This window comes from Streptomyces canus 299MFChir4.1 (genome assembly GCF_000383615.1).
Classification (GTDB): domain Bacteria; phylum Actinomycetota; class Actinomycetes; order Streptomycetales; family Streptomycetaceae; genus Streptomyces; species Streptomyces canus_C.
The window spans coordinates 1-22,243 of sequence record NZ_KB911642.1 but is presented as its reverse complement, the minus strand read 5'-3'; the positions used below and the strand labels follow the sequence as shown (position 1 = coordinate 22,243).

Annotated in this window: 24 protein-coding genes; 20 read left to right on the top strand and 4 right to left on the bottom strand. The window is 70.6% G+C overall.

What is annotated here, in order from left to right; genetic code table 11:
* The first annotated feature begins 23 nt into the window (after positions 1 to 23).
* The 15 genes from H293_RS0146245 (at position 24) to H293_RS0146175 (ending at position 13,702) form a co-directional block, all read left to right on the top strand.
* Positions 24 to 641 carry a hypothetical protein gene (locus H293_RS0146245; protein ID WP_020124557.1) on the top strand — a complete coding sequence of 206 codons (618 nt, stop codon included), beginning with the start codon at positions 24 to 26 and terminating at the stop codon, positions 639 to 641.
* An 87-nt stretch (positions 642 to 728) separates the two neighbouring features.
* Entirely contained in the window at positions 729 to 1,607 is an 879-nt protein-coding gene (locus tag H293_RS0146240; protein WP_020124556.1) for a class I SAM-dependent methyltransferase, read from the top strand.
* Between the two features lie 93 nt (positions 1,608 to 1,700).
* A complete protein-coding gene (locus H293_RS59575; protein WP_020124555.1) occupies positions 1,701 to 2,891 on the top strand; it encodes a DUF6573 family protein in 1,191 nt (396 codons plus the stop codon).
* Between the two features lie 170 nt (positions 2,892 to 3,061).
* Positions 3,062 to 3,211, top strand: coding sequence for a hypothetical protein (locus H293_RS58865; RefSeq protein ID WP_020124554.1), 150 nt, complete (start codon positions 3,062 to 3,064; stop codon positions 3,209 to 3,211).
* Positions 3,212 to 3,298: 87 nt separating this feature from the next.
* Positions 3,299 to 3,925, top strand: a complete 627-nt coding sequence (locus tag H293_RS58055; RefSeq protein ID WP_020124553.1) for a hypothetical protein — start codon at positions 3,299 to 3,301, stop codon at positions 3,923 to 3,925.
* Positions 3,922 to 4,536 (top strand): hypothetical protein, encoded by a 615-nt coding sequence (locus tag H293_RS0146220; protein WP_020124552.1) that lies wholly within the window; start codon positions 3,922 to 3,924, stop codon positions 4,534 to 4,536. Before H293_RS58055 ends, H293_RS0146220 begins: the two co-directional genes overlap by 4 nt.
* Positions 4,537 to 4,576: 40 nt before the next feature.
* On the top strand, positions 4,577 to 5,035 hold the full coding sequence (locus H293_RS0146215) for a hypothetical protein (RefSeq protein WP_020124551.1): 459 nt from the start codon (positions 4,577 to 4,579) through the stop codon (positions 5,033 to 5,035).
* A 126-nt stretch (positions 5,036 to 5,161) separates the two neighbouring features.
* The gene (locus H293_RS0146210; protein WP_020124550.1) at positions 5,162 to 6,724 is read left to right on the top strand and encodes a ParB/RepB/Spo0J family partition protein; all 1,563 of its coding nucleotides are present in this window, start codon (positions 5,162 to 5,164) and stop codon (positions 6,722 to 6,724) included.
* Between the two features lie 84 nt (positions 6,725 to 6,808).
* Positions 6,809 to 7,432, top strand: coding sequence for a hypothetical protein (locus H293_RS0146205; RefSeq protein WP_020124549.1), 624 nt, complete (start codon positions 6,809 to 6,811; stop codon positions 7,430 to 7,432).
* Positions 7,433 to 7,469: 37 nt separating this feature from the next.
* Entirely contained in the window at positions 7,470 to 8,954 is a 1,485-nt protein-coding gene (locus H293_RS0146200; RefSeq protein WP_020124548.1) for a hypothetical protein, read from the top strand.
* 140 nt (positions 8,955 to 9,094) lie between these two features.
* Positions 9,095 to 10,087: a deazapurine DNA modification protein DpdA family protein gene (locus H293_RS51910; protein WP_020124547.1), complete on the top strand. Its 993-nt coding sequence runs from the start codon at positions 9,095 to 9,097 to the stop codon at positions 10,085 to 10,087.
* A gap of 81 nt (positions 10,088 to 10,168) precedes the next feature.
* Positions 10,169 to 11,044, top strand: coding sequence for a Mom family adenine methylcarbamoylation protein (locus H293_RS51905; RefSeq protein WP_158694569.1), 876 nt, complete (start codon positions 10,169 to 10,171; stop codon positions 11,042 to 11,044).
* A complete protein-coding gene (locus H293_RS0146185; RefSeq protein WP_020124545.1) occupies positions 11,041 to 12,234 on the top strand; it encodes a hypothetical protein in 1,194 nt (397 codons plus the stop codon). The genes H293_RS51905 and H293_RS0146185 overlap by 4 nt, the downstream gene beginning before the upstream one ends.
* Positions 12,235 to 12,486: 252 nt before the next feature.
* On the top strand, positions 12,487 to 13,413 hold the full coding sequence (locus H293_RS0146180) for a hypothetical protein (RefSeq protein ID WP_020124544.1): 927 nt from the start codon (positions 12,487 to 12,489) through the stop codon (positions 13,411 to 13,413).
* A gap of 28 nt (positions 13,414 to 13,441) precedes the next feature.
* Positions 13,442 to 13,702, top strand: coding sequence for a hypothetical protein (locus tag H293_RS0146175; RefSeq protein ID WP_020124543.1), 261 nt, complete (start codon positions 13,442 to 13,444; stop codon positions 13,700 to 13,702).
* Positions 13,703 to 13,849: 147 nt separating this feature from the next.
* On the opposite strand, the gene H293_RS0146170 is transcribed toward H293_RS0146175, so the two are convergent.
* Together H293_RS0146170 and H293_RS0146165 are read right to left on the bottom strand one after the other, a co-directional pair.
* A complete protein-coding gene (locus tag H293_RS0146170) occupies positions 13,850 to 14,221 on the bottom strand; it encodes a hypothetical protein (protein WP_020124542.1) in 372 nt (123 codons plus the stop codon).
* A 183-nt stretch (positions 14,222 to 14,404) separates the two neighbouring features.
* Entirely contained in the window at positions 14,405 to 14,980 is a 576-nt protein-coding gene (locus H293_RS0146165; protein WP_020124541.1) for a hypothetical protein, read from the bottom strand.
* Positions 14,981 to 15,217: 237 nt separating this feature from the next.
* Between H293_RS0146165 and H293_RS0146160 the strand changes: the two genes are divergently transcribed.
* From H293_RS0146160 to H293_RS0146145, 4 genes are all read left to right on the top strand, one after another.
* Positions 15,218 to 16,069, top strand: a complete 852-nt coding sequence (locus H293_RS0146160) for a hypothetical protein (RefSeq protein WP_158694568.1) — start codon at positions 15,218 to 15,220, stop codon at positions 16,067 to 16,069.
* A gap of 87 nt (positions 16,070 to 16,156) precedes the next feature.
* Positions 16,157 to 17,248 (top strand): adenine nucleotide alpha hydrolase family protein, encoded by a 1,092-nt coding sequence (locus H293_RS51900; RefSeq protein ID WP_020124539.1) that lies wholly within the window; start codon positions 16,157 to 16,159, stop codon positions 17,246 to 17,248.
* A gap of 1 nt (position 17,249) precedes the next feature.
* Positions 17,250 to 17,411, top strand: coding sequence for a hypothetical protein (locus H293_RS58860; protein ID WP_158694567.1), 162 nt, complete (start codon positions 17,250 to 17,252; stop codon positions 17,409 to 17,411).
* The gene (locus tag H293_RS0146145) at positions 17,411 to 18,679 is read left to right on the top strand and encodes a DNA cytosine methyltransferase (RefSeq protein WP_020124537.1); all 1,269 of its coding nucleotides are present in this window, start codon (positions 17,411 to 17,413) and stop codon (positions 18,677 to 18,679) included. The genes H293_RS58860 and H293_RS0146145 overlap by 1 nt, the downstream gene beginning before the upstream one ends.
* A 174-nt stretch (positions 18,680 to 18,853) precedes the next feature.
* Here the strand turns inward: H293_RS0146145 and H293_RS61090 are convergent, their stop codons facing one another.
* Together H293_RS61090 and H293_RS0146135 are read right to left on the bottom strand one after the other, a co-directional pair.
* Complete coding sequence (locus tag H293_RS61090; RefSeq protein ID WP_020124536.1) at positions 18,854 to 20,296, bottom strand: hypothetical protein; 1,443 nt, start codon at positions 20,294 to 20,296, stop codon at positions 18,854 to 18,856.
* Positions 20,293 to 21,678: a helix-turn-helix domain-containing protein gene (locus H293_RS0146135; protein WP_020124535.1), complete on the bottom strand. Its 1,386-nt coding sequence runs from the start codon at positions 21,676 to 21,678 to the stop codon at positions 20,293 to 20,295. The genes H293_RS61090 and H293_RS0146135 overlap by 4 nt, the downstream gene beginning before the upstream one ends.
* A gap of 302 nt (positions 21,679 to 21,980) precedes the next feature.
* Between H293_RS0146135 and H293_RS51890 the strand changes: the two genes are divergently transcribed.
* Positions 21,981 to 22,243: helix-turn-helix domain-containing protein (locus H293_RS51890; RefSeq protein ID WP_020123593.1), on the top strand; the 263-nt coding region annotated here is incomplete at its 3' end.

Genomic DNA, 22,243 nt, shown 5'->3' with positions numbered 1-22,243 from the left:
CCGGCCCGCGGAGCGGAGCCTTCATGTCCATGCACTCCCCCTCTCAGTCCACCGGCGATCGCTCGCACCCGTGCGACATCGCCGCCGCCCCGGGCGCGGTCGAGACCTGGGAAACGGACGGTGGAGCCTGCGCCGGCGTCCCGCAGGCCGCCCCGACCGCCCCCCGCCGTGCCCGGCGGATGTTCATCGCCCGTTGCGCCGTCGGCGCGTCCGGGTACCGCACGGCCGACGGCCTGGCCCTGACGGTGCACCGCGCCGAGGAGGACGGCGGCCCAGCTCTGTGCGGTGCCGCCCCGGCGTGGTGGGAGCCCGCAGACCTCGGGCAGGCCTTGCGCCGGGTGTCCTGTCACAACTGCACCGAACTGTGGATCGAGCGGGCCGGGATCGGGCCCCGCTGGCAGGTGGCCGACTGCATGCGATGGAGGGTCTACCGGACCGAACGCAACCGGTACGGCTCGCTCATCAGCGTGTTCGACGGGTACGTCACGCGCTGGGACCGCGTGATCGCCCACCGCCGGTGGTGCTTCTACCACTCGGCCACTACGGCCGGTGTCCGCATCTCCGCCTATCCCCGCCACAGCGACGAGCGCAAGGAGTGGTGGTTCCCCGCCGCGCCGCAGCCCACGCCCACCGGCACGTAAGGCACAGGGCGCACCGCCCCTCTCACCGCCGGGTCCGGGCGGCTCCCCGGACCCGGCTCACCCACCCACCGCGAAGGACAGCAGACCATGGCCGGAAAGCTCAGCAAGGAGCAGACCAAACGGCACAACCGAGCGTGCGAACTGGTCGACAGTGACCGGGAGTTGACGGAGAAGGAGCGAGAATTCGTTCTCGATCACTTCCATGAGTCAGCGAACACGGGCCGCACTCTGGACGGCGCGTTCTTCACCCCGGCCGAGCTCGCCGGCGAACTCCACCTCGTGATCCCGGGTGACCGCATCATCGACCTGTGCGCGGGCATCGGCCGCCTGGCCTGGCATGCCCGCGACTTGGTGACCCGGCACTTCGAGCGTCTGCCGTCGCGCGAGATCGTATGTGTGGAGAAGAACCCGGCGTACGTGCGTGTCGGTCGGCGCGTCCTGCCCGAGGCGACGTGGATCTGTGCTGACGTGCTGGACGTCCCGGGCATGAGCCTAGGTCCCTTCGACTGCGCGATCAGTAACCCGCCGTTCGGACGGATCAAACGCAGCGGCAACGCCCCCGGGTACCGGGGGCCGTTGTTCGAGTTCCACGTCATCGCGGTTGCCGAGACTCTGGCACGTCGGGGCGCGTTCATCATCCCGAGGGAGTCCGCCCCGTTCCGCATCGAGGGCGGCTTCGTGGACCAGGACTCGCCCGCGTACGAGCGCTTCCACCGGGAGACTGGAATCAAGCTGCGCCCCAACGTCGGGATCCCCACGGACGACTACCGCGACCAGTGGCGTGACGCCTCACCGGCCGTCGAAATCGTTCTGCACAACCGCGACGAAGACGAACTGGAGGCCCGGGCCGAACAGGCCGCCCACGCCGAGCAGTCGACCGCCAGCCGGACGCGTCAGCACAGCCTCACCACAACCACCGCACCCAAGACCGGGTTCAGCGACAGCGGAGGAGACACCTTGTTCTGAACAGTGGCTGACCACCCCGCATGGGTGTATTATTGATTTTACACGGACGAGCGGCAACTCGCCCCGCCACCAACTCACACAGGAGGAAGCACGATGACCACGATCCGACGGAACTGGACCAACCGCGTTGCGCAGATCCGCGCAGCGGCCCGTTCCTGCCGCGCCTACGACTCCGACAGCGGCAACATGCTCCCGGTCGACCCGTCCCGCGCGTTCGAGGCCTGGGAGAGCACGCCGCGCGCCCGGCTCACCGAGGACGCCCCGGGACAGAAGTGGACGGTCCACGTTCACTCCAACAAGTTCTACGTCCTGACCGCCGAGGAGATGGCCGCCCCTGCGAACGACGTGTCGGCCGACGAAGCCCCCGCGGCTTCCCCCACCGCCCCTCCCGGCCCCCGGCTCCCGCGCCTGGCCGCCGCGCCGGCAAGGGCTCAGGACCACCGCGCGGCTCTCGCCATCGCGGGGCGCAGGGTCACATCAGGCGCATCGGTCCGCGACCGTCTGCCTGCCCACGTGCCCGCCCTGGCGGCCGAGCTGGTGGGAAAGACCGTCGGGGTGAAGCTCGCCCAGGGCTACAGCCACGGGCAGATCCGGGAGGAGTTCGAGCACGCGCGCGCCGAGGCCGAGACCTCCGGGGACGTCGGGAGGGCAAGGGGTCTGGGGACGATGCTCGCGGTGCACGCTGTGATGGCAGCCGAGCCGCCCACCGGCCCCTCCCCCAGCGGCAGTTCCCCGGATGAGCCGCAGGAGCACCGCCCCGGCTCGCACCGACCCAGCCGCGCGGGCAGCGACAGGGTGCTCTCCCGGATCGATGCCGTCCTGCATGACGGGGCCGTCAGCGGCGACCCCGACGTCAGCGGCGACGCCATGCGGTCGGTGCCCCTGGCCGACACGGCCGACATCATCCACGCCTACACCCGCGCCCAGGCCCTGGCGGACGGCGTCCTGACTGCCGCTAATGCCGAGTTGGCCCGCGAGGCCGGGTTCGTGGTTCCGGTCGCCCTCACCAGCGCCGTATGGGAGGGCTGCGTGGCCTGGAACGACGGCGACAGCGAGCGGCAGGTGCCGCAGGACGAACGCGGCCGCCTTTGGGACGTGCTGACCATGGCCCGCGCGGCGATCCGGCGCGGCGGCGGCGACGGCGACCGGGTCACCGTCGACCTGCGGCGGGTGCCACGCGACGGCCGCACCCGGCAGGCCCGCCCGGTCCAGCTCGTGTGCGCGATCGGGCCCGGCGACCAGGGCGAGCCCGTGATCACGATCATGGAGCCGCACGAGGACTGACCCCCTCCGCCCCGAGGGGCGGGACCCTCCCGCCCCTCGGGAAGCAGGCGTCACCGAAATGTGATTCATGGTCGGGGCTCATGGTCGCCGTCGTGGTCGGCCCGGCCCGGTGTCCTTGTCCTGACCAGCCAACCACCGCCAGCTCCGGCCGCCGCCCTAGAGGGACCCCCATGTCCGCGAAGACCCGCAAGTGCCACCACTGCGATACCAACAACGCCACCACCGCGACCGATTGCATCGTCTGCGGCCTGCCGCTCCCCCGGTCCCGCGTCCGGGGGGTACGGGTCTCCCGGGTACGGCGCAGCCGCGACCTGGACTGACCCGGACCCAGCCGGCCCGGCCCGGCCCCAGTTTCCCGGAGGAGCGGCAACTCATCCGGCACCAACCCGCAGAGAGGGCGAACCGTCATGCCGTCCATCACCCACCAACTCGCCGCAGAGGCCGCGCCTTTGATGCCCGGAAGCGGCTGGACCGTCCGCACGTTCACCGTCGCCAGGGATGAGTGCGCCGCCCTGGAACACCCCGACGGCCGACGCATCAAGATCTCTCCCGCACGTCGCGCGGGGTACGTCCGGGCGCAGGTCGCGTACCCGGACACGTCGTACCACCTGACGGACGCGGACTCGCCCAGCACTGAAATGCGCGCCGACCGTGGCGGCAAGGCGCTGGAAGAGGCCGTCCGCACCAAGCTGCTGCCGGTCTACGACGAGATCTATCCGAAGGTGCTCGCGGCCAACGAGGAGGCACGCAAGCACGCAGCAATCCGGGCCGCCCTGGCGGATCGCCTCGTGCCCATGGTTCCCGGAGCCGAGGTCACCCGGTCCGAGCCGTCTCCGGTCGTCGAGTACCACCGGCGCGGGACGATCGAGCGGGTGACCGCGCAAGTTCTCGGCGACGGCCTCAACATCGTCACCTTCCGCTATGTCGGCGACGAGGCGACAACGGCCGTCATGAAGGCCTACGGCGACGTGATCCGCCGAACCGCCCCATCAGCGGGCGACCGTTCCGGCAACGCCCGCGAGGACGCGCGATGAGCACGCCAAGCCCCCGCCACCGCTGCCCCTACCGGCCGGGCGCACCGTCCTGGTACGCCCGCGCCACCCGCAGCGCCCTGCCCGCGAGCCGCTTCCCCGCCTTCACCCGCCAGCAGCTCACCGGAGACCAGATAGCCGTGTCCGTCGGCCACAGTGGCGAGGACGGCACCGCCCACGTCACGCTGCACATCGGCCGTCATCTCGGCAAGCCGCCGCGCCCCGGAGCGGCCCGCGACACCTGGCTGCGAGTCCGTGCCGAGATCGCCGCCCACCTCCAGCAGGCCGGGTTCGCCGCCGTGCTGACCAAGGCCGGCGTACGGTCCACACCGCCCCGGCCGGAACCGGTCGCTGTCCACCTGGAGCACGGCGACGTGTTCCGTGAAGGGCTCGATGCCCTGGGCCGCTACCGCATCTGGTGCCCCGAGCACCCCCACCTGACCGGCCGCCTGCAGAACGCTCACGGCCTGGGCCCGCAGGTGTTCACCTATGTCTACGCGACCCCGAACGCCCGCCATCCCGTCTGGCCGACCGGCTTTCGCACCCTGCACGCCGCCGCCGAAGCGTGGGCCGCCCACATGGGCCTGCCCCCGGTGTCCGTGACCGAGATCTGACCGCCCCGGCACGACCGGCGCCCGCCCGAAGGAGTCCCCTGTGTCCGACCTTTCCGCACTCCATCTGTACGTCTACGCCATGCCCGAGGAGGACCGGGCCGCGGTTCAGCTCGGCATCGACGACAACTGCCTTGAGCCCTACGACACCTCCAGCAGCACCATCGTGCTCGGGATGCGCTACCTGACCGATCAAGTCCCGGTCGGCTCCGCACACGATCTTGCTGTGCATCTGCTCACGAAGGCCCCCGGCACTGCGTTCGAGCTGTGGCAGGACCCCGTGTTCGAGCACCCCGGCCACTACGTGGCGCATCTTCCCGGCCTGGGAGCCTACGAGGGGCGGTGCGACTCCCAGGGCTCCCCGCTGGTGAAGCTCACCGAGGTACTCGACACTCTGACCACGGCCCCGGACAGCACCTCCGGCCTCCCCGAGGACGTGTTCACGCGCCATGAGCCGTTCTTCTCCGCCCTGCGACGCGCCCAGGCCGCACGGTATCCCTGACCTGCACAGATACCTGACTCGCCCTCAGGAAAAAAGTTGTTGCCCCAGGACCAAAAGGGCGTATAATTGATTTCACGAGCAGGCGGCAACTTGCTCAACACCAACCGATCGCACGAGGAGCAATCCGTGAGCGACACCGCAACCACCACCCCGATGCAGCGGGTCACCCTGCGGCTCGGCCAGATCCGCGTCAACGAGAACAACGTCCGCCAGGACCTCGGCCTGGACGAGAGGTTCCTCAAGTCCATCGCGGCCAACGGCGTGAAGGTCCCCGTCGTGGTCCTCCCGCTCGACGAGGACACCTACGAGCTGAAGATGGGCCACCGGCGCTACTTCGCCTCCCGGGCCGCCAAGGAGACCGAACAGGAGCAGGACGCGATCGAGGTCCCCGCGTACGTGCTCGACCCCTCCCTGCGCGAGGCGGGCGAGGACTTCATCGACCAGCTCATCGAGAACGACGACGCCTTTCGCCGGGGCCTGACCGAACTGGAGCAGGCCGACGCCCTGTTCGGCGCGGTCGGCGCGGGCATGAAGCAGACGCGGGTCGCCGAGCTCACCGGCCGCTCCCGCAAGGAGGTGTCCCAGGCGGTCAAGACCGCCAAGACGGTGGGCGAGCGGACCCGTGCCGCGCTCGCCGAGGCCGCCACCTATGACCTCGACCTCGAAGTCCTCGGTGTGCTAGGCGAGTTCGACGACGACCCCGCCGCCGTAGACCGGCTGCTGGAGGCCCACTCCAAGGGCCGCTTCGAATTCCAGGTGCAGTGGGAGCGCGACGAGCGCACCGAGCAGCAGGCCCGCGCCACGGTCCGCCCGCAGCTCCAGGCGGCCGGGGTGCGCCTCGCCGAGGACTCCGACACCCTTCCCCCGACCGCCGAGCTGCTCGCCGAGCTTGACGGCCCGGACGGCGAGCCGATGACCGCCGAGGCCCACAGTGGGTGCCCCGGCCACGTGGCGACCTGGGCCGAGAACCCCCAGGAGCCCGGCGAGGTGGACTACTTCTGCACCGACCCGGACCACTTCGGCCACCGGCCGCCCCAGGAAGACGCCCCGGAGACGGACGGCGAGGGCGAGGGAGACGTACAGCCGACCGAAGATGTGGAAGAGACCAAGCCGTCGGAGCCGTCGCGCGAGTACGTCAAGGCGGGCAACAAGGCCTACCGCGCCGCCGAGAAGGCCCGGCAGGCGTGGCTGAAGGACCTGATCGGCCGCAAGACCGCACCGAAGCCGCTCGCCGCGTTCGTCACCGAGCAGCTCCTGACCTGCCCCAAGCCGGTGGCTCAGTGGACCGGCGACGTCGGCCGCCACAACCTCATCAAGGAGCTGACCGGCTACACCACCCTTGCCGAGCGCGCCAAGTCGGCGACCCCGGCCAAGCTCACCCTGCTCAACTTCGCGGTGCTCGCCGCGACGTTCGAGAAGCGCATGGGCGAGGTCCGCACCTGGCGCACCGATCGCACCGCCCGGTCGTCCGTGTACGAGCTGTCGGAGATCCGATCCGACGCCCGCACGTGGCTGACCTTCCTCGCCGAGATCGGCTACCCGCTCTCCAGCGTCGAACAGGCCATCACCGACGACGAGCCGTACCAGGAGGACGAGCCGGACCCGGACGACGCTGACGGCCAGGCCGCCGAGGACACCGAGGACTCCCAGGACGGCGCGAGCGCCGAGGACTCCGACGACGCGTCCTGACCTGCGACCCGGGGGCCGGACGTCGGTCCGGCCCCCGGGCCCCTGCCCCTCTCTCTGCGTGCCGCCCGCTCGGAAGGCCTCGCCATGCTCCGCTCCGACCTCCGCCTCACGACCCGCCTGTTCGTCGCCCAGGCCGCCGTCAGCAACCACACCGGCCTCATCGCGCGGACCGGGCTCGCCATGCCGGCCGCGCCTTTCGGCACCGCCGCCTGGCAGCTGCCCGCGCTGGTCGCCTACCTTCACCGCCTCCACCAGGACCAGGAGGACCCCTCCCCCGAACTCTGGCGCGCGCACACCGAGCGGCAGACCGGCCCCGTGCCCCGGCCGCACATCCGCTACCAGGCTGACGGCCTGCACGACCCGCACGCGGTGTGCGTGCTCGACATCCAGCTCGGCCCGCGCAACGAGGAGACAGCCTGGCCCGCCGCCGACCTCGCCGTCATCGAACAGGAAGAAGGAGCCTGCCCCTTCGGGCGCGTCACCCGCCGCCACGGCATTGAGGCGATCGCCGCCTACGCCGTCCAGGAGCTGACCGCCGAGCACGCGGCGCTCATGGACCGCGCCCGCCGCCACCAGGACGCCTCCTTCGTGCGCCTCGCCGAACTGGCCCAACGCGCCGCCGCCTGGGCCGACAAGGTGCGCGCCGCCGCGCACGCCGACGCCGTCCACGTCCAGGCCGACCGCGCCCGGGCCCGCATCACCCGCTGACCAGCACCACTCACCGCCGCCCTTGGAGGCCTGCGCCATGCCCGAGTTCGAGCCCGCCTCACCGGCCTACGGCCTGTCCGACGCCGTGGTCGCACACCGGATGCGCGGCGGCGAGCGTTCTCGCTCCGACCTGCCCGGCGGCTACCGGTTGACCCTGCGCACCCGCGAGCTGCACGGATCGCTCCAGGCGTCCCTGGCCGCGCCGTCGCCCACCGGACCGGCCCGCATCTGCACCGCGCGCTTCAGCTCCCTCACCCCGCTGCCCGCCGTGTCGCGGATCCTGGACGCGGTCACCCGCTACGCCCCGGCCCTGCCCGACGCCCGCGATGCCCACCCGCCCGGCGAGGCCGTAGCCCGCCTGCTCACCACCGGCGCCCCCTTCCAGCAGTCCGGCGAGCCGGGGCTGTTCGTTCAGTTCGGGCACGCGCAGGCCTGGCTGGAGGGCCGACGGCTCAGCGTCACCCTCGGTGCCCCGGGCAGCGGGCTGAGCCTCACCCTGGGGGGTCCCCGGGACGCGCCGTCCACCGCGCGTCTCACCGCCGCCGTCCTTCGGGAGCTGACGGACGCCGGGGAACTCGCCGGCCAGGTCGCGACGCTGCTGCCGCCCGGGCCGTGGCGGGTCCGATCCGACCGGTGGCACCCCGCCGCCGCTCTGGTCCTTCCCGCCTCACGCTGGGACCGGGACGACCCGCTCGGCCGCCGCGTCTCCCGGGCCCTGCGAGAACTGCAGCACGGGCTGTGCACGGACTGGGACTTCCAGGAGCTGATCTCCGTCGAGAGCTCGGCCGTCGCCCTGCGCGTCACCCCGCGCGAGCGCGCCGTCCCCCGCCTGGAACGTTCGGTGGCGGGCACCAGCCGCTTCGTGCCTGGGGAGTTGGGGAACACTCGCACGACGTTCCTGCCCACCGACCTGCCGGCGTTCCCCTGCCTCGCCCCGGCCCTGATGCCGCGCGCCGTCACGGCGCCCCTGGACCTTTACATCGCCCCCTGGGCCGAACGCGACATGTACGGCGTGAAGCTGGATCTCGGCGGCTGGCGGTACGTCCTGGACGCCCAGGCCGTGTTCTACGGGCCCGGCTGGTACCCGTTCCACCAGCACGTGACACGGCGGGAGAAGGACCCCACCGCCCCACTCAACGACCGCTTGGTGCCCACCGGAGACACGGTTGCCGCCCGGATGCGGATCTCCCCCGACGTCGAACACCGCTCCTGGCGCAACGAGTGCGTACAGCTCACCCCCGTCGACCACCGCGTCAAAGCGCGGCTGCAGCTGTACGCCGGGCAGGAGGGGGGATGCGCCCTCGTGCGCACCGCGACGCTGCAGATCGACCTACGGGCGATGCGGGTGACGCTCCCCGACCAGATCCCCGCAGGCCCGCTGCGCCACCAGGCCGCCGTCAAGGGCGAACGGATCCTCGCCCTTCTGGCAGCCGCACGTTACGAACGCGATCACGGGGCCAGCGAACCGCGCGCGGTCCTCGGGCCCTGGTATCGCGGCGACCCTCCCAGCAGGAATGCCTGACGCCGGGCGGCCAGGCGAGTCACACCGGGTCGCCCGGCCGTCACGGCGACGCTCCGCTCTTCGCACCACCGCCGGTCCAGGGGCGGCAACCCCCGGACCGGCCCCCTCACCAACTCGCCCACCCTCACCGAGGAACACCTATGAACGCCGCACTCACCATCCCAGCCCACCGAGCGTCTTTGCTGCAGACGGACCCCCTGTATCCCGAGACGTGCACGTGCACGCCCGCCGTCCGCTACGCCTGCGGCCACTGCTACCACGATCAGTGCCTGGACTGCGGGTTCTGCACGGTGGGCAGCTGCGTCTGCCACTGCGAGTACGGCCTCGGATTTCACCCGGGCAGCTCGCCGGCCGAGGGCCCGATGTTCTGGCTCGGCGGACATCACGCCAAGACTCTGTCCACCTGGGGCGTGCCGATGTCCGTCTCGCGCTCCGCGCTGACCGGCCGCGCGACGCTGCCGCGCGCCGCCGAGGACTGGATCTACGACTCGGGCGCGTTCTCCGAGCTCGACAACCACGGCGGCTGGACGATCGGCCCGTACGCCTACGTCCGCGAGCTGCGCCAGTTCCGCGACGGGATCGGCCGTCTGGTCTGGGCTGGTCCGCAGGACTGGATGTGCGAGCCCGAGATGGTCGCCAAGACGGGGCTGTCGGTTGGCGAGCACATCGACCGTACGGTGGGCAACTTCGTCGACCTGATGGCCGAGGACCCCGGCGTCGACATCATCCCCACCATCCAGGGCTGGCTTCCGGCCGACTACGAAGCCTGCCTGGACCTGTACGACAAGCGCGGCGTACGGCTGGCGGACTATCCGCTGGTCGGGGTCGGATCCGTCTGCCGGCGCAAGTCGGTCAAGGACGTCGAGGCCGTCCTCGCGACCGTGGCCGCCGCCGGGCTGCGCCTGCACGGGTTCGGGCTGAAGACCCAGGCCCTTCAGTCGTGCGCCGCGTACCTGTCCTCCGCCGACTCCCTCGCCTGGTCGCGCGATGCCCGCTGGAACGACCCGCTTCCCCAGTGCGAGGGCAAACACCAGAGCTGCTCCAACTGCGTGCACTGGGCGATGCGCTGGCGCGAACGCGTCCTGGACGTGCTCCACGCTCCCCGTCAGCTGATGCTCCCCTCCACGAACTGACCCTCACCCACTGCCGGTCCGGGGCGGCAACCCCCAACCGGCCTCCCTCACCGACCGACCGCCCCCGAGAGGACCCCTGTGATGTCTGCCTACGAACAACCGCCGCTCGATCTCGGCGCCGTCTGCCAGCGGTGGAGGAACCGCCGGCACAGCTGGAGGCCGAGGAGTGAAGGCGGCTTCGACCCCGCTCGCTACCGCGTGAGCGAGATGCCGAACGATCTGGTCCACACGGCGAAGGCCTTCGTCCTCGCCCACCACTACAGCGGCTCGTGGCCCGCCGTCCGCTTCGCCTACGGGCTCATCGACACCGCCGCTTGTCCGGCCGGCCAGTTGGTGGGGGTGCTCACCCTGGGCATCCCGACCCAGGCCGCTGTGCTCACCTCGGTGTTCGGCCAGCTCCGGCCGTACGTGGAGGCGCTGGAGCTGAACCGGCTCGTGCTCCTCGACGAGGTGCCGGCGAACGCGGAGACGTGGCTGCAGGCGCGTGCTTTCCGGCTGGCGGCCGCCCGGGGCGTGCGCGGGGTCGTCGCGCACAGCGATCCCCAGCCCCGGACCCGCCTCACCGCCCACGGGCCCGAGACGATCTTTCCCGGTCACTACGGGACGATCTACCAGGCCAAGGGGATGGACTACCTGGGCAAGACGCGCCCGCGGCGCCTGACCATGCTGCCCGACGGCTCGGTCCTGCACGACCGCGCGATGTCCAAGGTCCGCAACAACGAGCGCGGCCGCGGCGGGGTCGAGCGGCGCCTGGTCGCCCTCGGCGCCCGACCCCGTGACGAGGGCGAGCCGGGCCGCACGTGGCTGGAGGAGGCCCTGCAGACCGTCGGCGCACAGTGCGTGCACCACGGCGGCCACCACCGGTACGCCGCCTGCATCGGATCGCGCACCGGCCGCCGGCTCACCGCCACTTCCTATCCGTACCCGAAGGCCGACGAAGGGGGTGCGGCCGTATGAACGCCACCGCCCGTTCTGCAGCCGGCCTCAGCGTCGACGGCATCGAGCTGGTCATCAACTGGGGGTTGGGGGTCGACTCGACGGCGTACTTGGTGAAGATGCTGGAGGCCCCGGCCGCTCACGGAGTCGACCTGGCCCGCACCCTGGTCATGCACCAGCTCACCGGCGACGAGTGGCCGGCCACCCGCGCACACGCCGAGGAGTTCGTGCTGCCGCTCCTTCGCGAGCACCGGGTCAGGCTCGTTCAAGTCGCCCGGGCCAGCCGCGCGTTGGAGATCGCGGTCATGGACGACTCCCGTCAGCCCGAGCGGATCATCGAGCGCGGGCCCTGGGCTCTGTGGGACGAGTACGAGGCGGGCGGAACGGTTCCCCAGCAGGGCGGCATGCGGCTGTGCAGCCTGCATGCCAAGGGCGAGGTCGGGGATGCGCTGATCGCGCGGGAGATCGGTGACCGCCCGTTCCGCCAGGTGATGGGGTTCAACGCTGACGAGGTCCTCCGCAGCCTCCGGGACAAGGCGGCGAGCAAGAACCCGCTGCGCTCGGGCGTGTATCCCTTGATCGACTGGGGGTGGGGGCGCGACCGGTGCTCAGCGTTCCTGTACGAGCGCTTCGGCGTGCGGTGGGAGAAGAGTTACTGCAGTTTCTGCTGTTTTCCGGTCTCGATGGGCGCCATGGCTGACCACCTGGACCGGATGCGCGCTCACCCGGAGATCGCCGGACGAGTGCTGCGCCTGGAGTACACCTCGGTCAGTCTCAACCCCCAGGCGAAGTTGTTCGGCCGGCGCAGCCTGCTGGAGCAGTTCGACCCCGGCCGGACTGCGGACCGGGCCGTCCTCGCCGCGTTCCAGGAGGAGCTCGCCTGCCCGTGGGCGCTGTATCACGTGCGGCGGATCCTGCCGGTCGCGAAGGCGGACCCGACGCGGCGCGGCAGGGCGCTGCGTTCGGTTCAGCGCGTCGACGTGGGCCGGGCAGCCGTTCTCGGTCGGCGGCTGCGGAGCGTTTCGGAGCGGCGCGGCGTCCCCGTCGAGGTCGACGAGGGCTACGGGCGGGTGCGGGCGTGGGTCCACCGGCGCGGGGACGGCCTTCCGGCCGTGGAGGAGCTGATGGTCACCGCCCCGTTCCAGGTGCGGGACAAGCAGGTGCCGCACTTCGAACGGGAGTGGGCCGCGCACCGTCAATTCCGGCTGTGACGCGGTCTGGGTGCCGGCAAGATTGACAGCCACCACAAAGAGCGTCATATTGATTGTGCGAACACGGCGGCAATAAAGCGGTGGGCGGCGGAAGGCACCCTCATACGAGGGTGTCGACCCAGGGCGGCAACCCCGGCCGAACGTCCCGCCGACCACCTTCACCAACTCGACTCGCCGCCGGCGCGTGAGCACCGGAGGAACAAAGAGGAGCAGGCCCTCAGTATAGGGCCGCGGCCAGAACCGGAGAGTGCAATGACCAAGGCCCTGAACCCGCAGCGTCGCCTCGTCGGCGGCCGCGCCGTGGTGAACCGCGACTGGATCCGCGAGTTCACCGGCGCCAGCGTCGGGACCGCGGCCCGCTGGTACAAGGTGCGCGACGAGCAGCCCGAGGAGCACCGTCACCCGGAGAAGGAGCGGGTCGACGGGAAGGACTTCTACGACGAGCAGCAGTTCCGCAACTTCTACACCTGGTTCCAGAAGGACAAGGCGAGCAAGGTCCTCAAGGCCGACCCCGAGCTGTACGACCTCGACCCGGAGACCGTCGTCTCGATCAACAAGGCCGCCGAGCTGCTGGGCTTCGCCGGTGCCTCGGTGATCCGCAAGTACCAGCAGGCGAACCCCGGCTACTTCCCGGACTCCGTCGGCGAGGTCGAGGGTCCCACCGGGCGAATGATCCAGGCCTTCCGCGTCGGCGACTTGCAGGACTTCGACCAAAAGCGCACCGGGGAGAAGCTCGGCAAGGCCGGCCGCCGTCCGGGACCCCAGCCCGAGGCACCCGTCGGCCGGCCGTCCGCTCTCGAGGAGGTCCTCGCGGCCGAGCTGAGCGCTCACGCCGGTGGTGAGCCGCTGACCGCCACGCAGCTCGCCGAGCGGTTCGTCGCCGAGGCGATCGATCGCGACGGCTACCACCCGGGCCTGGCTGCGGAACTCAGCGTGCAGTACGGAGGGCCGCAGAGGTCCTGGGAGTACGTCGTGCGCAACGCCCTCGAGCACCGCCCGGCCACCGCGCCGCAGCGTACGGAAGCCGACCGACGGGCGGCCGTCGCCCTGGCCGCTCTGCAGGAGCGCGGCGACGTGCGAGGGCTCGCCGCCTCCCTGGCCCGCGAGCACGGCGGCAGCCGTGACGTCTGGGAGCGCGCAGTGAAAGCGGCCCGCACGATCGCCGACTCCGACGCCTGATCCCCCCTCCAACCAAAGGACGCGCCCGATGCCCAGATATCAGCTCCGCGACACCGCCACCCGCCAGCTTCTCGCCCGGGGCCTGGCCGACTACGCCGCGGCCGAGGCCGCCCTGGACCGCCTCGACGACGAACTGGAGCGCGACCTGGCGGCCAACGGCGAAGGCGCCGGGCGTATCCGGCTGCGTCTCGACGTCGAGAAGGTCACCGCCGGCAGCACCGAGGTCGTCGGGCACCACGTGCTCCTCCTGGGTGTCGACGACCCAACCGACCCCCTGCCCGCGCTATAGCCGACAGCGCTTGCCGACGACCCGCGATACGCCGGTCGAACAGCAGGTGCCTCTCTCCGCACCAGGCGCCGCGCCGCCCCGGTTCAGGCGGCGACCGCAGTCAGGACCATCACGAACACCAACGCAGGCTGCACAAACGACTTGCGGTCACATCTCGTCGGGCGTCATCAAGGTCATCACGGGCTCGCCCGATTCGCCAGGCTCCATGATGGCGATCAGCTGGTCGGCTCCAGTGCTCTCCTGCCCGGAGGGCAATTCCCCGGCAGGCACCACAAAGCAGATCTCGTCCGCTGGCGAGGCCTTAACGGCCCTCACCACCGCGGACAGCACCGTCTGCAGCCGCCCAGCCTCACCGCCATCGTCACCTGCCACGAACTCCCGCCGCGCACCTGCCGTGATGATCAGCGTCTCGATGCCGACGGCCGCGGCCGCCCCGGTCGGGACCTCGATGAGGGCGCCGTCCTCGAAGGCCTCTTCACGCGTGTAGGAGTAGACCAAAGGCCCGAGCTCGTCATCCATGCCAGATACTCCGATCGGTCGCTTCTCGCCGTCCAGCGCCCTGTCGAGCTTGCCGCCTCCGGCCGCCGACCGCCGTCCCTCGTTCGAGTGACTGGGACCGAGCGCATCAGTTGGCCATCGAGCGCTTCAACTGGCGGCGCTGCGTCGGAATCACGAGTTCATCTGTCGGTGGACGCCTAAAGATCAGTTCGTGCCACACTCCTTGAGCGGAGAGGTCTTCCAAATCCGGGAGGCGGGTTTACCTGGAGCCACGAACGGCCTATCGGCCTTCCCGTGCGACAGACTGCCGGTACTGCTGCGCTCCCACGCCTGGCCAGAACTGTCGGTGAAGACCAGAGTCACCTCCCCTTCCGCCTCCGTCACCCTCTTCGGCTCGACCGTGAGAGACGTGCAGGGCGGGATCTGTCCGATAAGCCAGGCTGAACTGCCGATTTGTGTCAGGCTCTTACTTACAGCCTTCCTGATGGGAATTTTTATGTAGGCGCCCAGCACCGGGTCCAGCGAACGGTTGGCGACGATCTCCACTAGATCCCCGTCCTTGTTCTGCGAGGTCCAGTTGGTCACGAGGCTCGCCTGCTGGGCGGCCTTGTCGTCGCGCGCTTCACGGGACTGGTTGAGCTGGTCTCGGGCGGTCACGACACCGAAGTAGGTGACGACGGCGGTCAGTAGCAGGCCGACGCCGGCGGCTGTCGTGGAGATGACGGTCGACCAGTGCGCCCAGTTGATCCCGCTGCCGCCTGATGGCTCATCTGTCGGCACGGTTTCCCCCCGGATTGTTCGATGGGGTCAGACAGCGTAGCCCGCGTCGGCTTCGCGGCGGCGTCTTCCTGGCCGCCTCCAAGCTGAAGGATCACGGCTCGCAGCCGCGGAGTGAGCAGAGCTGTGGCCTGCACAGACCTACACAAGGAGGTCTTGCCCCACCTCGAGAAAGGGTGTATAATTGATTTCATCTTTCAGGCGGCAACCTGGAAGGTCACCAGCGACTCAGGAGCAGACGTGATTACATTGCCCCTCTCTCCCGAACAACGCACCGTCTACTGGACGGTGACTGTCCACGACAAGTACGGGTCCACGCACCGGTCAACCGGACTGCATGCATCGGCCGTTCGCCAGCAGTACGACTTCTGGCATCCGAAGCCGGCCACGGCCCGCATCGAACTCACCGAGCACACCCTCGTTCAGGCCCGCACGATCACCCCCTTCGAGGACCTGCCGGGCGAGGGTGAAGCAGCGCCGCTGCCGAATCTCCCGGCCGGCGCACACGAGGTGAAGCGGTTCTTCAAGTTCACCCTCGCTCGTGAGGACGGTTCCCTGACCGGCTTCGGCCCGGCCGTTCTACGCACCGGCGATGACGTCCGTCGCTTCTACAACTGGACCGTCAGTACCCAGGACCACGCCCAGGCCGTCCATGTGGACCTCTCCGCCCTCCGGGTCCTCGACATCACACTCACTCACCTCACCCGTGAGATCCAACTCGACGACCTGCCTGACGACTTCACCGCCTCGCTCATAGGCCAGCTGGAGGCGGAAGGCCTGTGCTGGGTCGCCGACCACACGCGCGGGGGGACGTACCTGCGCGTCCGCTTGGCCGGCGGTTCGCAGATCACCATCAGCGACGCGGCCGCCAACGGGCGCGAGGCCGACTCTCAGCGCGCAGCTGGCGACGTCGGTGGCTGGCTCGCGGTGTGGGGCGCCGGCAACGACGCGCCCGCCGAGGTCTATCGCTCCCGACGGGGCCTGACCCGTGCCGCGGACACCGTGGCTCTGACGGACGCGGTACTCAAGTGCGTACGCGAGCACGGTGGTGGGCCCATCCTCCAGGACAAGCCCGTGCAGCCCCACGTCTGAGGCTCCTGCTCGATCCCCCTCCTGTCGGCCGGGCGCGGCAACGCCCGGCCGACAGGCCACCAACTCAGCTCGCAAGGAGACACCCTCATGAGCCGCGACCTGCAGCTCGATCTGTTCCCCACCGAACCGGGAACCGACCCCATGTCGGACCTCGTCCCGGACGGGGTCGACATCTACATCGTCAATCTGTCGGGCGGGAAGGACGGCCCCCGTGCCGCCGCCCTAGCCCTGGACGCTGCGCGTGCCGCCGGCGTCGAAGACCGGGTCTTCACCATCCACGCCAGTCTCGGCCCGCTGGAGTGGCCCGCAGTCACCGTCGACGGCGTCCGCTACCCCGGCAGCAGCGAACTGGCGGCCCTCCACAGCCGGGCCCTGGGCGTGCCTCCCGAGCGGCACATCGAGGTTCGGCGAACCCAGGAGCTGGAGGGCGAGCGCGTCCCCTACGACCTGCTGACCTACATCGCCGAGCGCGGTGACTGGCCGTGGAAGGGCGTGCTCCCCTGCCGGAGCGACTGGAAGACCGGCCTCATCTACGGCGCCTTCAGCTCCATGGTCCGGGCCCGCAAGAAGGAGCTCGGCCGTCCGGTGGTCTGCGCGAACGTCCTGGGGATCAGGGCGGACGAGAGCGCGGACCGCAAGAAGCGGCCTGCGCTGCGGACGACAACGGCCAACACGGCCCGTGTCGTACACGAGTGGTCCCCCGCCCACCAGGTGACCACCCAGGAGGTCAAGGACTGGACGGACGACCAGGGTCTTTCTCACCAGTGGTGCTACGACTCCCACCCCGGGGCGGGAGATTGGAAGGGATCCAGTCGCTGCTCCTGCTCGCTGTGTGTCCTGGCCAACCGGCGGGACCTGCTGCTCGCGGTGCGGCGCCGGCCGCGGCTGGCGGAGCTGTACGCGCTCGTCGAGCGGGTGCGCGGGGTCCCCTTCAACCCCAACACCAGCATGGCGGAGTTGATCGAGCGGGCCGCCCGCCCCGGAGCACCCGATCCGGGGGTGGTCATCGAGGACGAAGGACCCGAGTTCGACGCGCTGGAGAACGCCGTCCAGGCCGCGTTGAAGAAGCCTGCCAAGCGGGCCCGCTACGTCCGCCCCGTACCTGCGGGAGATGCCCTGCCCGGAGGCTGCGACGGCTGCGCGGCTGGCGGTTCCGCCGGACCGGAGCAGGAGGTGTGACGTGTACGCCTCTGGTCGCTTGTTCAACGACGGCTTCGTCGAGATCTACAGCTCCGCGAGCGAAGGCCTCGCCCACGCCGCGGACGCCTCCCTGCTGGCGGCCGCCGTACTCGGGTGCGCCCGCCAGTACGGCGGCAGGCCCGTCCTCAAGGCGGGTATCTGATGGCTGCGTTCGCGGTGTCGTGGTCGGATCAGTTCGCGGGCGGCGGTGGCGCGTGCGAAGGCCTGGAGCGGGTTCCGGGCACGGTGGTGGTGATGGCCGGCAACCACGCTCGGCACGCGGTCGCGACGTACGAGGCGAATCACCCGAATGTGAGGGTGGACTGCGCGGACTTGTCGCAGGTGGTGCCGTCGGCTTGGCCGCGGACGAACGCGTTGTGGTCGTCGCCGGAGTGCACGTGGCACACGAAGGCACACGGTAAGGCGCGTGGACACGGCGAGTTCGTCGACGGGCTGTTCTCCACCACGGGGACGGACGAGGCGGTGATCCGGTCGAGGGCGACGATGCATTGCGTGCCGCGGTTCGCTGAGTATCACCAGTATCAGGCGATTGTGGTGGAGAACGTGGTGGAGGCTCGCCATTGGGGTCCGAAACACAACCGCGGAGCCGCGTTCGATGCGTGGCTGAGCTCGTTGCGGGTGTGGGGCTATAAGCACCGGATCCTGTACCTGGACAGTGCGCACGTGGCCGCGTACGGCGAGGCCGCGTCGTGCGTCCGCGGTCGCATGTACGTGGTTCTGTGGCACGAGTCGGTGGGCCGGAAGCCCGACTTCGACAAGTGGACGCGTCCGTGGGTGTTGTGCGCACGGCACGGCCGGGTGCAAGCGATCCAGTCGTGGAAGTACACCGCCATGTGCAGTCCGCAGCGGCCGTGGGGTGTGCACGGAGACCAGTACGAGTGGCGCTGCCCGGACCGCAGGTGCGCGACGACGGCGCTGCTGCCGATCGCGATGCGCGGGGGCCGGGAAGCGGTCGACTGGTCCCGGCCGGGCCGGATCATCGGCGATCGGTATTTGGGACCGCGGAGCGCGAAGACCTGGTCGAAGATCCAGGACGGTCATCGTAAGTACGGCGCTGCCCCGTTCGTTGTGGAAATGCGCGGCGGCGGGTCGACGCATCGGGCGTTGTCGTCGCCGCTGTCGACTATCACCGCTGGCGGCAATCACCACCTCCTGGTCTACGGCGACGCGCAGGATGTGCGCGACCGGTACACACGGTTGTTGGACGTGCACGAGCGGAAGGTCGCGATGTCCTTCCCTGAGGGCTACAAGCTGATCGCGACCGAGGAGAAGAAGTCCGACCAGGAGAAGCAGCTGCGGTCCCTGGTCGGGATGGCGGTGACACCGAATGTGTCCCGCGATATCGGTTGCATGGTCTCCGAGTTCATTACCGGCGAGCCGCTCGAGCCAACCGTCCCGGCGGCCGCCTGACCCCGTCTCCCCGCTGCGGCACGGGGCCCTCTCGGTTCCGTACCGCCACTCAGCCCGTCGGCCAGGTGCGGCACCGCCTGGCCGACGGGCGAGGTCCGTCGACAGCCGCCCCGTCGTACGGCGCTCTTCCATGTTCGGCGGCTCGGTGTTCTCCGTTCCGACAGCAGTAGCCCCTTAGGCCTGGCGAAGGAGCGGGGGTAGCAGTCCGTCGCCCGGCCAGAACTCCTGCTCGGACACGAGGCTGGCGAGGAATGCGCCGACTTTGGCCAGCGCGGCGGCGCGCTCTTCGGGCCCGTAGTCGATGAACTCGCCGGCTGCGGCATCGAAGGCGCGTACGTGGCTGTGCGGACCGGCGCAGACGAGGGCGCGGGCGATCTCGGGCAGGCCGAGGCTGAGGGCATCGCAGTCCCCGGCGTGGACGAGCTGCGCCAGGTCGGTGGTGACTCGCTCCCAGTCGCCGACCGCCGGCCAGTCGGCGCCGCCACCCAGTTCGTGACTGAGGGTCGACAGCGGAATGATCTCGCCCGGCTGCCGTTCTCGGGTGAGGAGGTCGTGGATCCGGGCGCCGTCGGGCTGGCACACCTTCGGATGGAGCAGAGAGTCGGCGGCAACGATGGTGGTGTTGATCTCCTGGCTTCCGGGGCCGGGGTAGTACGGCTCGTGCGCGAAGAGCAGGTACACGTCCGAGTTGCGGACCGGGCTGGGTTCGGGCTGGGGCATGAGGAGCATTCCTTCCAAGGGGGACGTTCCGGCGGTGCGGTGAGGTGGCGGGGGTGTCGTGGGCCGCGCGCTCGGTGGGCACGGGCTCCGCAGCGGCCCGGTCTCCGGGCTCTGGTCGGTGCTGTCGGCTCCGTGCCCGGCGGCCGCGTGCATCTGAGCTACCTGGTGGGCGAGTTGGAGCATCAGCCGCTCGTAGGCGATGAGGCGGTCCGAGGCGGAGCGGGTGTCCTGGGTCCGGAGGAGGCCGGCGGCGTCCCAGAGCAGGTTGTGGCCGAGTTCCGCTGAGCGGCGCAGTTCGTAGCGGTCACTGCCGGCGGCGGCCTGGACGAGCGGGGCGTGCAGGGCGGCGAGGCGCTGCAGGTAGCGGCACGGACCGTCACCCTCGACGATGTGGACGTGTTCGCGGGCCCGGTCGTCTATCCGGCCGGGCAGGTGTTCGGCCAGCAGCGGGGCGAGGAGCATCGCGGGCACCGTGACATTCGCGGGTACGCCGTGGCTGATGGCGAACAGGCCGACCATCACGCTGATGAGGGCGACAGCGGCGGCCGAGAACCGCAGGGATCCGGGGACGGTGTCCACGGCAAGGTGCCTGGCGGGGCGCCGGGTCAGCCAGCGCAGGGCCAGGCGCTGCCTGCGGGTCGCCCCCGGGGTGAGCACTCCGATCTGGTGGGGGACCTCGGGCTGGCTGCCGTCGCCGGGGACGGTCCAGGCGAGCCACCCCCAGGAAGTCCGTTCGTGGACGAGGACGAGTTCGCAGGCGGCTGAGCAGGTTTGCCCGCGGACGTGGCCGGTGCGCAGGGCGCGGTTGCTTTTCCTTTTCCACCGGCCCGGGTCGCGGGTGAAGGGGCGTTGGTGGTGCGCGGCCGTGGTCTGCGGCGGTGTGCGGAGCGATGTCACGGGGTGCTTCCTTCCAGGTGGTCGATGAACGCGGAGGCGCACGTGGTGCAGCGGCCATCGCCGTCGGGGTGGGCGCGGCGGGGAGTCGGCCCCGGGCAGGTGCGGCATGGCGGCCAGCCGAGGCAGGCCGGGCACAGGTCCTCGCCGGGGGCGGTTCCGGGTACGCCGCAGCCGGCACATTCGACGAGGGCCCGGTAGGTCAAGGCCTCGCTCACCGTGCGCGCGGCCGAGGAGGTGGTTGAGCGCGGTGGCGGGTTCTCCCACGCGGGCGTGTCGTGGTGGTCTGCCACGGTGGCGGGCGGTGGGTAGGCCTGGGCGGCGCGGAGCCGGGCGGCGATGATCGCGCCGACGGTGGTGCGGACCGGGCTCGGCAGAGGGCGGTCGCTGATGACGTGCTGAAGCTGTTCGCTCGTCCAGCCGGCGTCCAGCATCGCCGTGACGGTGCGCCCCTGCTCGGCGAGGACTTGGTCGGTCAGCAGCAGCTTGGGGTGGTGTGCGCCGATCGCCAGCAGCAGGCGGACGCCTGGTTCGAGGTCCGCGGGCGCGGGCGGTGCCGTCCGTGGTGCTGGCGGCGCTTCGCCGCGCGGTCGCGGTGCGCGGGTGTGGGGAGGGAGGGGTCTGGTGTTCTGCTGAGTGGTCTTCTTTCTGTTGGTGTTCTTAGTGGGCCGATCAGCCAACGTAGGGTCATCCACTGGTGGAAAACCCGACTCTGGTTGTGACCTGCTGTTTTGCAGGGCGGGTAGGTCGGTGATGACGTACGCGGCCGCGCCGAGGGTTCCGTCCTCGCCGCGCTCGCGTCCCCGGACGAGGAAGCCGTGCTGCTCCAGCTCCTTCAGCCCGCTCTTGACGGCTGACTCACCGTCGCGGCCGCGGCGGGCGATGTCGGTGACTGTCATCCGCCAGCCCTCCTTGTGCGTGGAGAGCAGTCCGAACAGTCCCTTGGCCTTGTAGGACAGCTCGGTGGCGCGGAACAGCGCGTTGGCGACCTGGGTGAACTGGTCGGCCGCCATCACGCCCCGACGGATCCCGGCCCCGAACCCGTCGGCGTGCCCGGCCTCCGGGGACGCGATCACCAAGTCGGCTTCGATCAGCGCGATGTCCAGGGTGGCCGGGCGGTCGGTGATGCAGTAGACGATCTCGCCGAGGGTGCCGTCCGGGCGGCGCAGGCGCTCACGGATCAGGTAGCCGTGCGCCTCCAGCTCCTTCAGCCCGGTGCGGACCGCTTCCCGTCCGTCCGGACCCAGGCGGACGAGGTCGGCGATCGTCACCTGCCAGCCGTCGGCATGCGTAGAGACGTACCCGAAGATCCCCTTCGCTTTGAACGACAATTGGGAGTCACGGAACAGCGCGTTGGCGACCTGGGTGAACTGATCGGCCGCCATCACGCCCCGACGGATCCCCGTCCCGAAGCGGCTCACCGCCGTGCCCCCGGAGCCGGCCGCGCACGGTGGTGCCCCCGGCTCGCCGAGGTGGGGCGGCCGGTGGTCCCGGGCGTGGAAGCGTGCATGTGTTCCATGCCGTCAGCTCACGCGCCGACCCCGACCAGGCTGACGGCCACCAGCCCCGACCAACGGTCACGATCCGGCAACGCAGCCGTCTAGTGCTCTGACCGCATAGGTTCGCCGGGTTGGCGGTCATGACGGTTGGATGTGCGGTGACGTCCCAACCGACCGCTGGAGGCGCGGTGGCCGAGCCTGTCCGTGTGCGCAGACTGACCGACCAGGAGGGGCAGAAGCTGCAGCAGATCGTGCGCCGCGGTAGCACCAGCTCGGTGCGCTACCGGCGCGCGATGATGCTGCTGGCCTCGGCCGGCGGGAACCGGGTGCCGGTGATCGCACAGCTGGTGCAGGCCGACGAGGACACCGTGCGCGATGTGATCCACCGGTTCAACGCGATCGGCCTGGCCTGCCTGGACCCTCGGTGGGCGGGAGGCCGTCCCCGCCTGCT

What these genes read in the sequence shown, in the direction of transcription:
- H293_RS0146245 (WP_020124557.1), top strand. Translation starts at nt 24, where the DNA reads ATGTCCATGCACTCCCCCTCTCAGTCCACCGGCGATCGCTCGCACCCG.
- H293_RS0146240 (WP_020124556.1), top strand. Translation starts at nt 729, where the DNA reads ATGGCCGGAAAGCTCAGCAAGGAGCAGACCAAACGGCACAACCGAGCG.
- H293_RS59575 (WP_020124555.1), top strand. Translation starts at nt 1,701, where the DNA reads ATGACCACGATCCGACGGAACTGGACCAACCGCGTTGCGCAGATCCGC.
- H293_RS58865 (WP_020124554.1), top strand. Translation starts at nt 3,062, where the DNA reads ATGTCCGCGAAGACCCGCAAGTGCCACCACTGCGATACCAACAACGCC.
- H293_RS58055 (WP_020124553.1), top strand. Translation starts at nt 3,299, where the DNA reads ATGCCGTCCATCACCCACCAACTCGCCGCAGAGGCCGCGCCTTTGATG.
- H293_RS0146220 (WP_020124552.1), top strand. Translation starts at nt 3,922, where the DNA reads ATGAGCACGCCAAGCCCCCGCCACCGCTGCCCCTACCGGCCGGGCGCA.
- H293_RS0146205 (WP_020124549.1), top strand. Translation starts at nt 6,809, where the DNA reads ATGCTCCGCTCCGACCTCCGCCTCACGACCCGCCTGTTCGTCGCCCAG.
- H293_RS0146200 (WP_020124548.1), top strand. Translation starts at nt 7,470, where the DNA reads ATGCCCGAGTTCGAGCCCGCCTCACCGGCCTACGGCCTGTCCGACGCC.
- H293_RS51910 (WP_020124547.1), top strand. Translation starts at nt 9,095, where the DNA reads ATGAACGCCGCACTCACCATCCCAGCCCACCGAGCGTCTTTGCTGCAG.
- H293_RS51905 (WP_158694569.1), top strand. Translation starts at nt 10,169, where the DNA reads ATGTCTGCCTACGAACAACCGCCGCTCGATCTCGGCGCCGTCTGCCAG.
- H293_RS0146185 (WP_020124545.1), top strand. Translation starts at nt 11,041, where the DNA reads ATGAACGCCACCGCCCGTTCTGCAGCCGGCCTCAGCGTCGACGGCATC.
- H293_RS0146180 (WP_020124544.1), top strand. Translation starts at nt 12,487, where the DNA reads ATGACCAAGGCCCTGAACCCGCAGCGTCGCCTCGTCGGCGGCCGCGCC.
- H293_RS0146175 (WP_020124543.1), top strand. Translation starts at nt 13,442, where the DNA reads ATGCCCAGATATCAGCTCCGCGACACCGCCACCCGCCAGCTTCTCGCC.
- H293_RS0146170 (WP_020124542.1), bottom strand. Translation starts at nt 14,221, where the DNA reads ATGGATGACGAGCTCGGGCCTTTGGTCTACTCCTACACGCGTGAAGAG.
- H293_RS51900 (WP_020124539.1), top strand. Translation starts at nt 16,157, where the DNA reads ATGAGCCGCGACCTGCAGCTCGATCTGTTCCCCACCGAACCGGGAACC.
- H293_RS0146145 (WP_020124537.1), top strand. Translation starts at nt 17,411, where the DNA reads ATGGCTGCGTTCGCGGTGTCGTGGTCGGATCAGTTCGCGGGCGGCGGT.
- H293_RS0146135 (WP_020124535.1), bottom strand. Translation starts at nt 21,678, where the DNA reads ATGGCGGCCGATCAGTTCACCCAGGTCGCCAACGCGCTGTTCCGTGAC.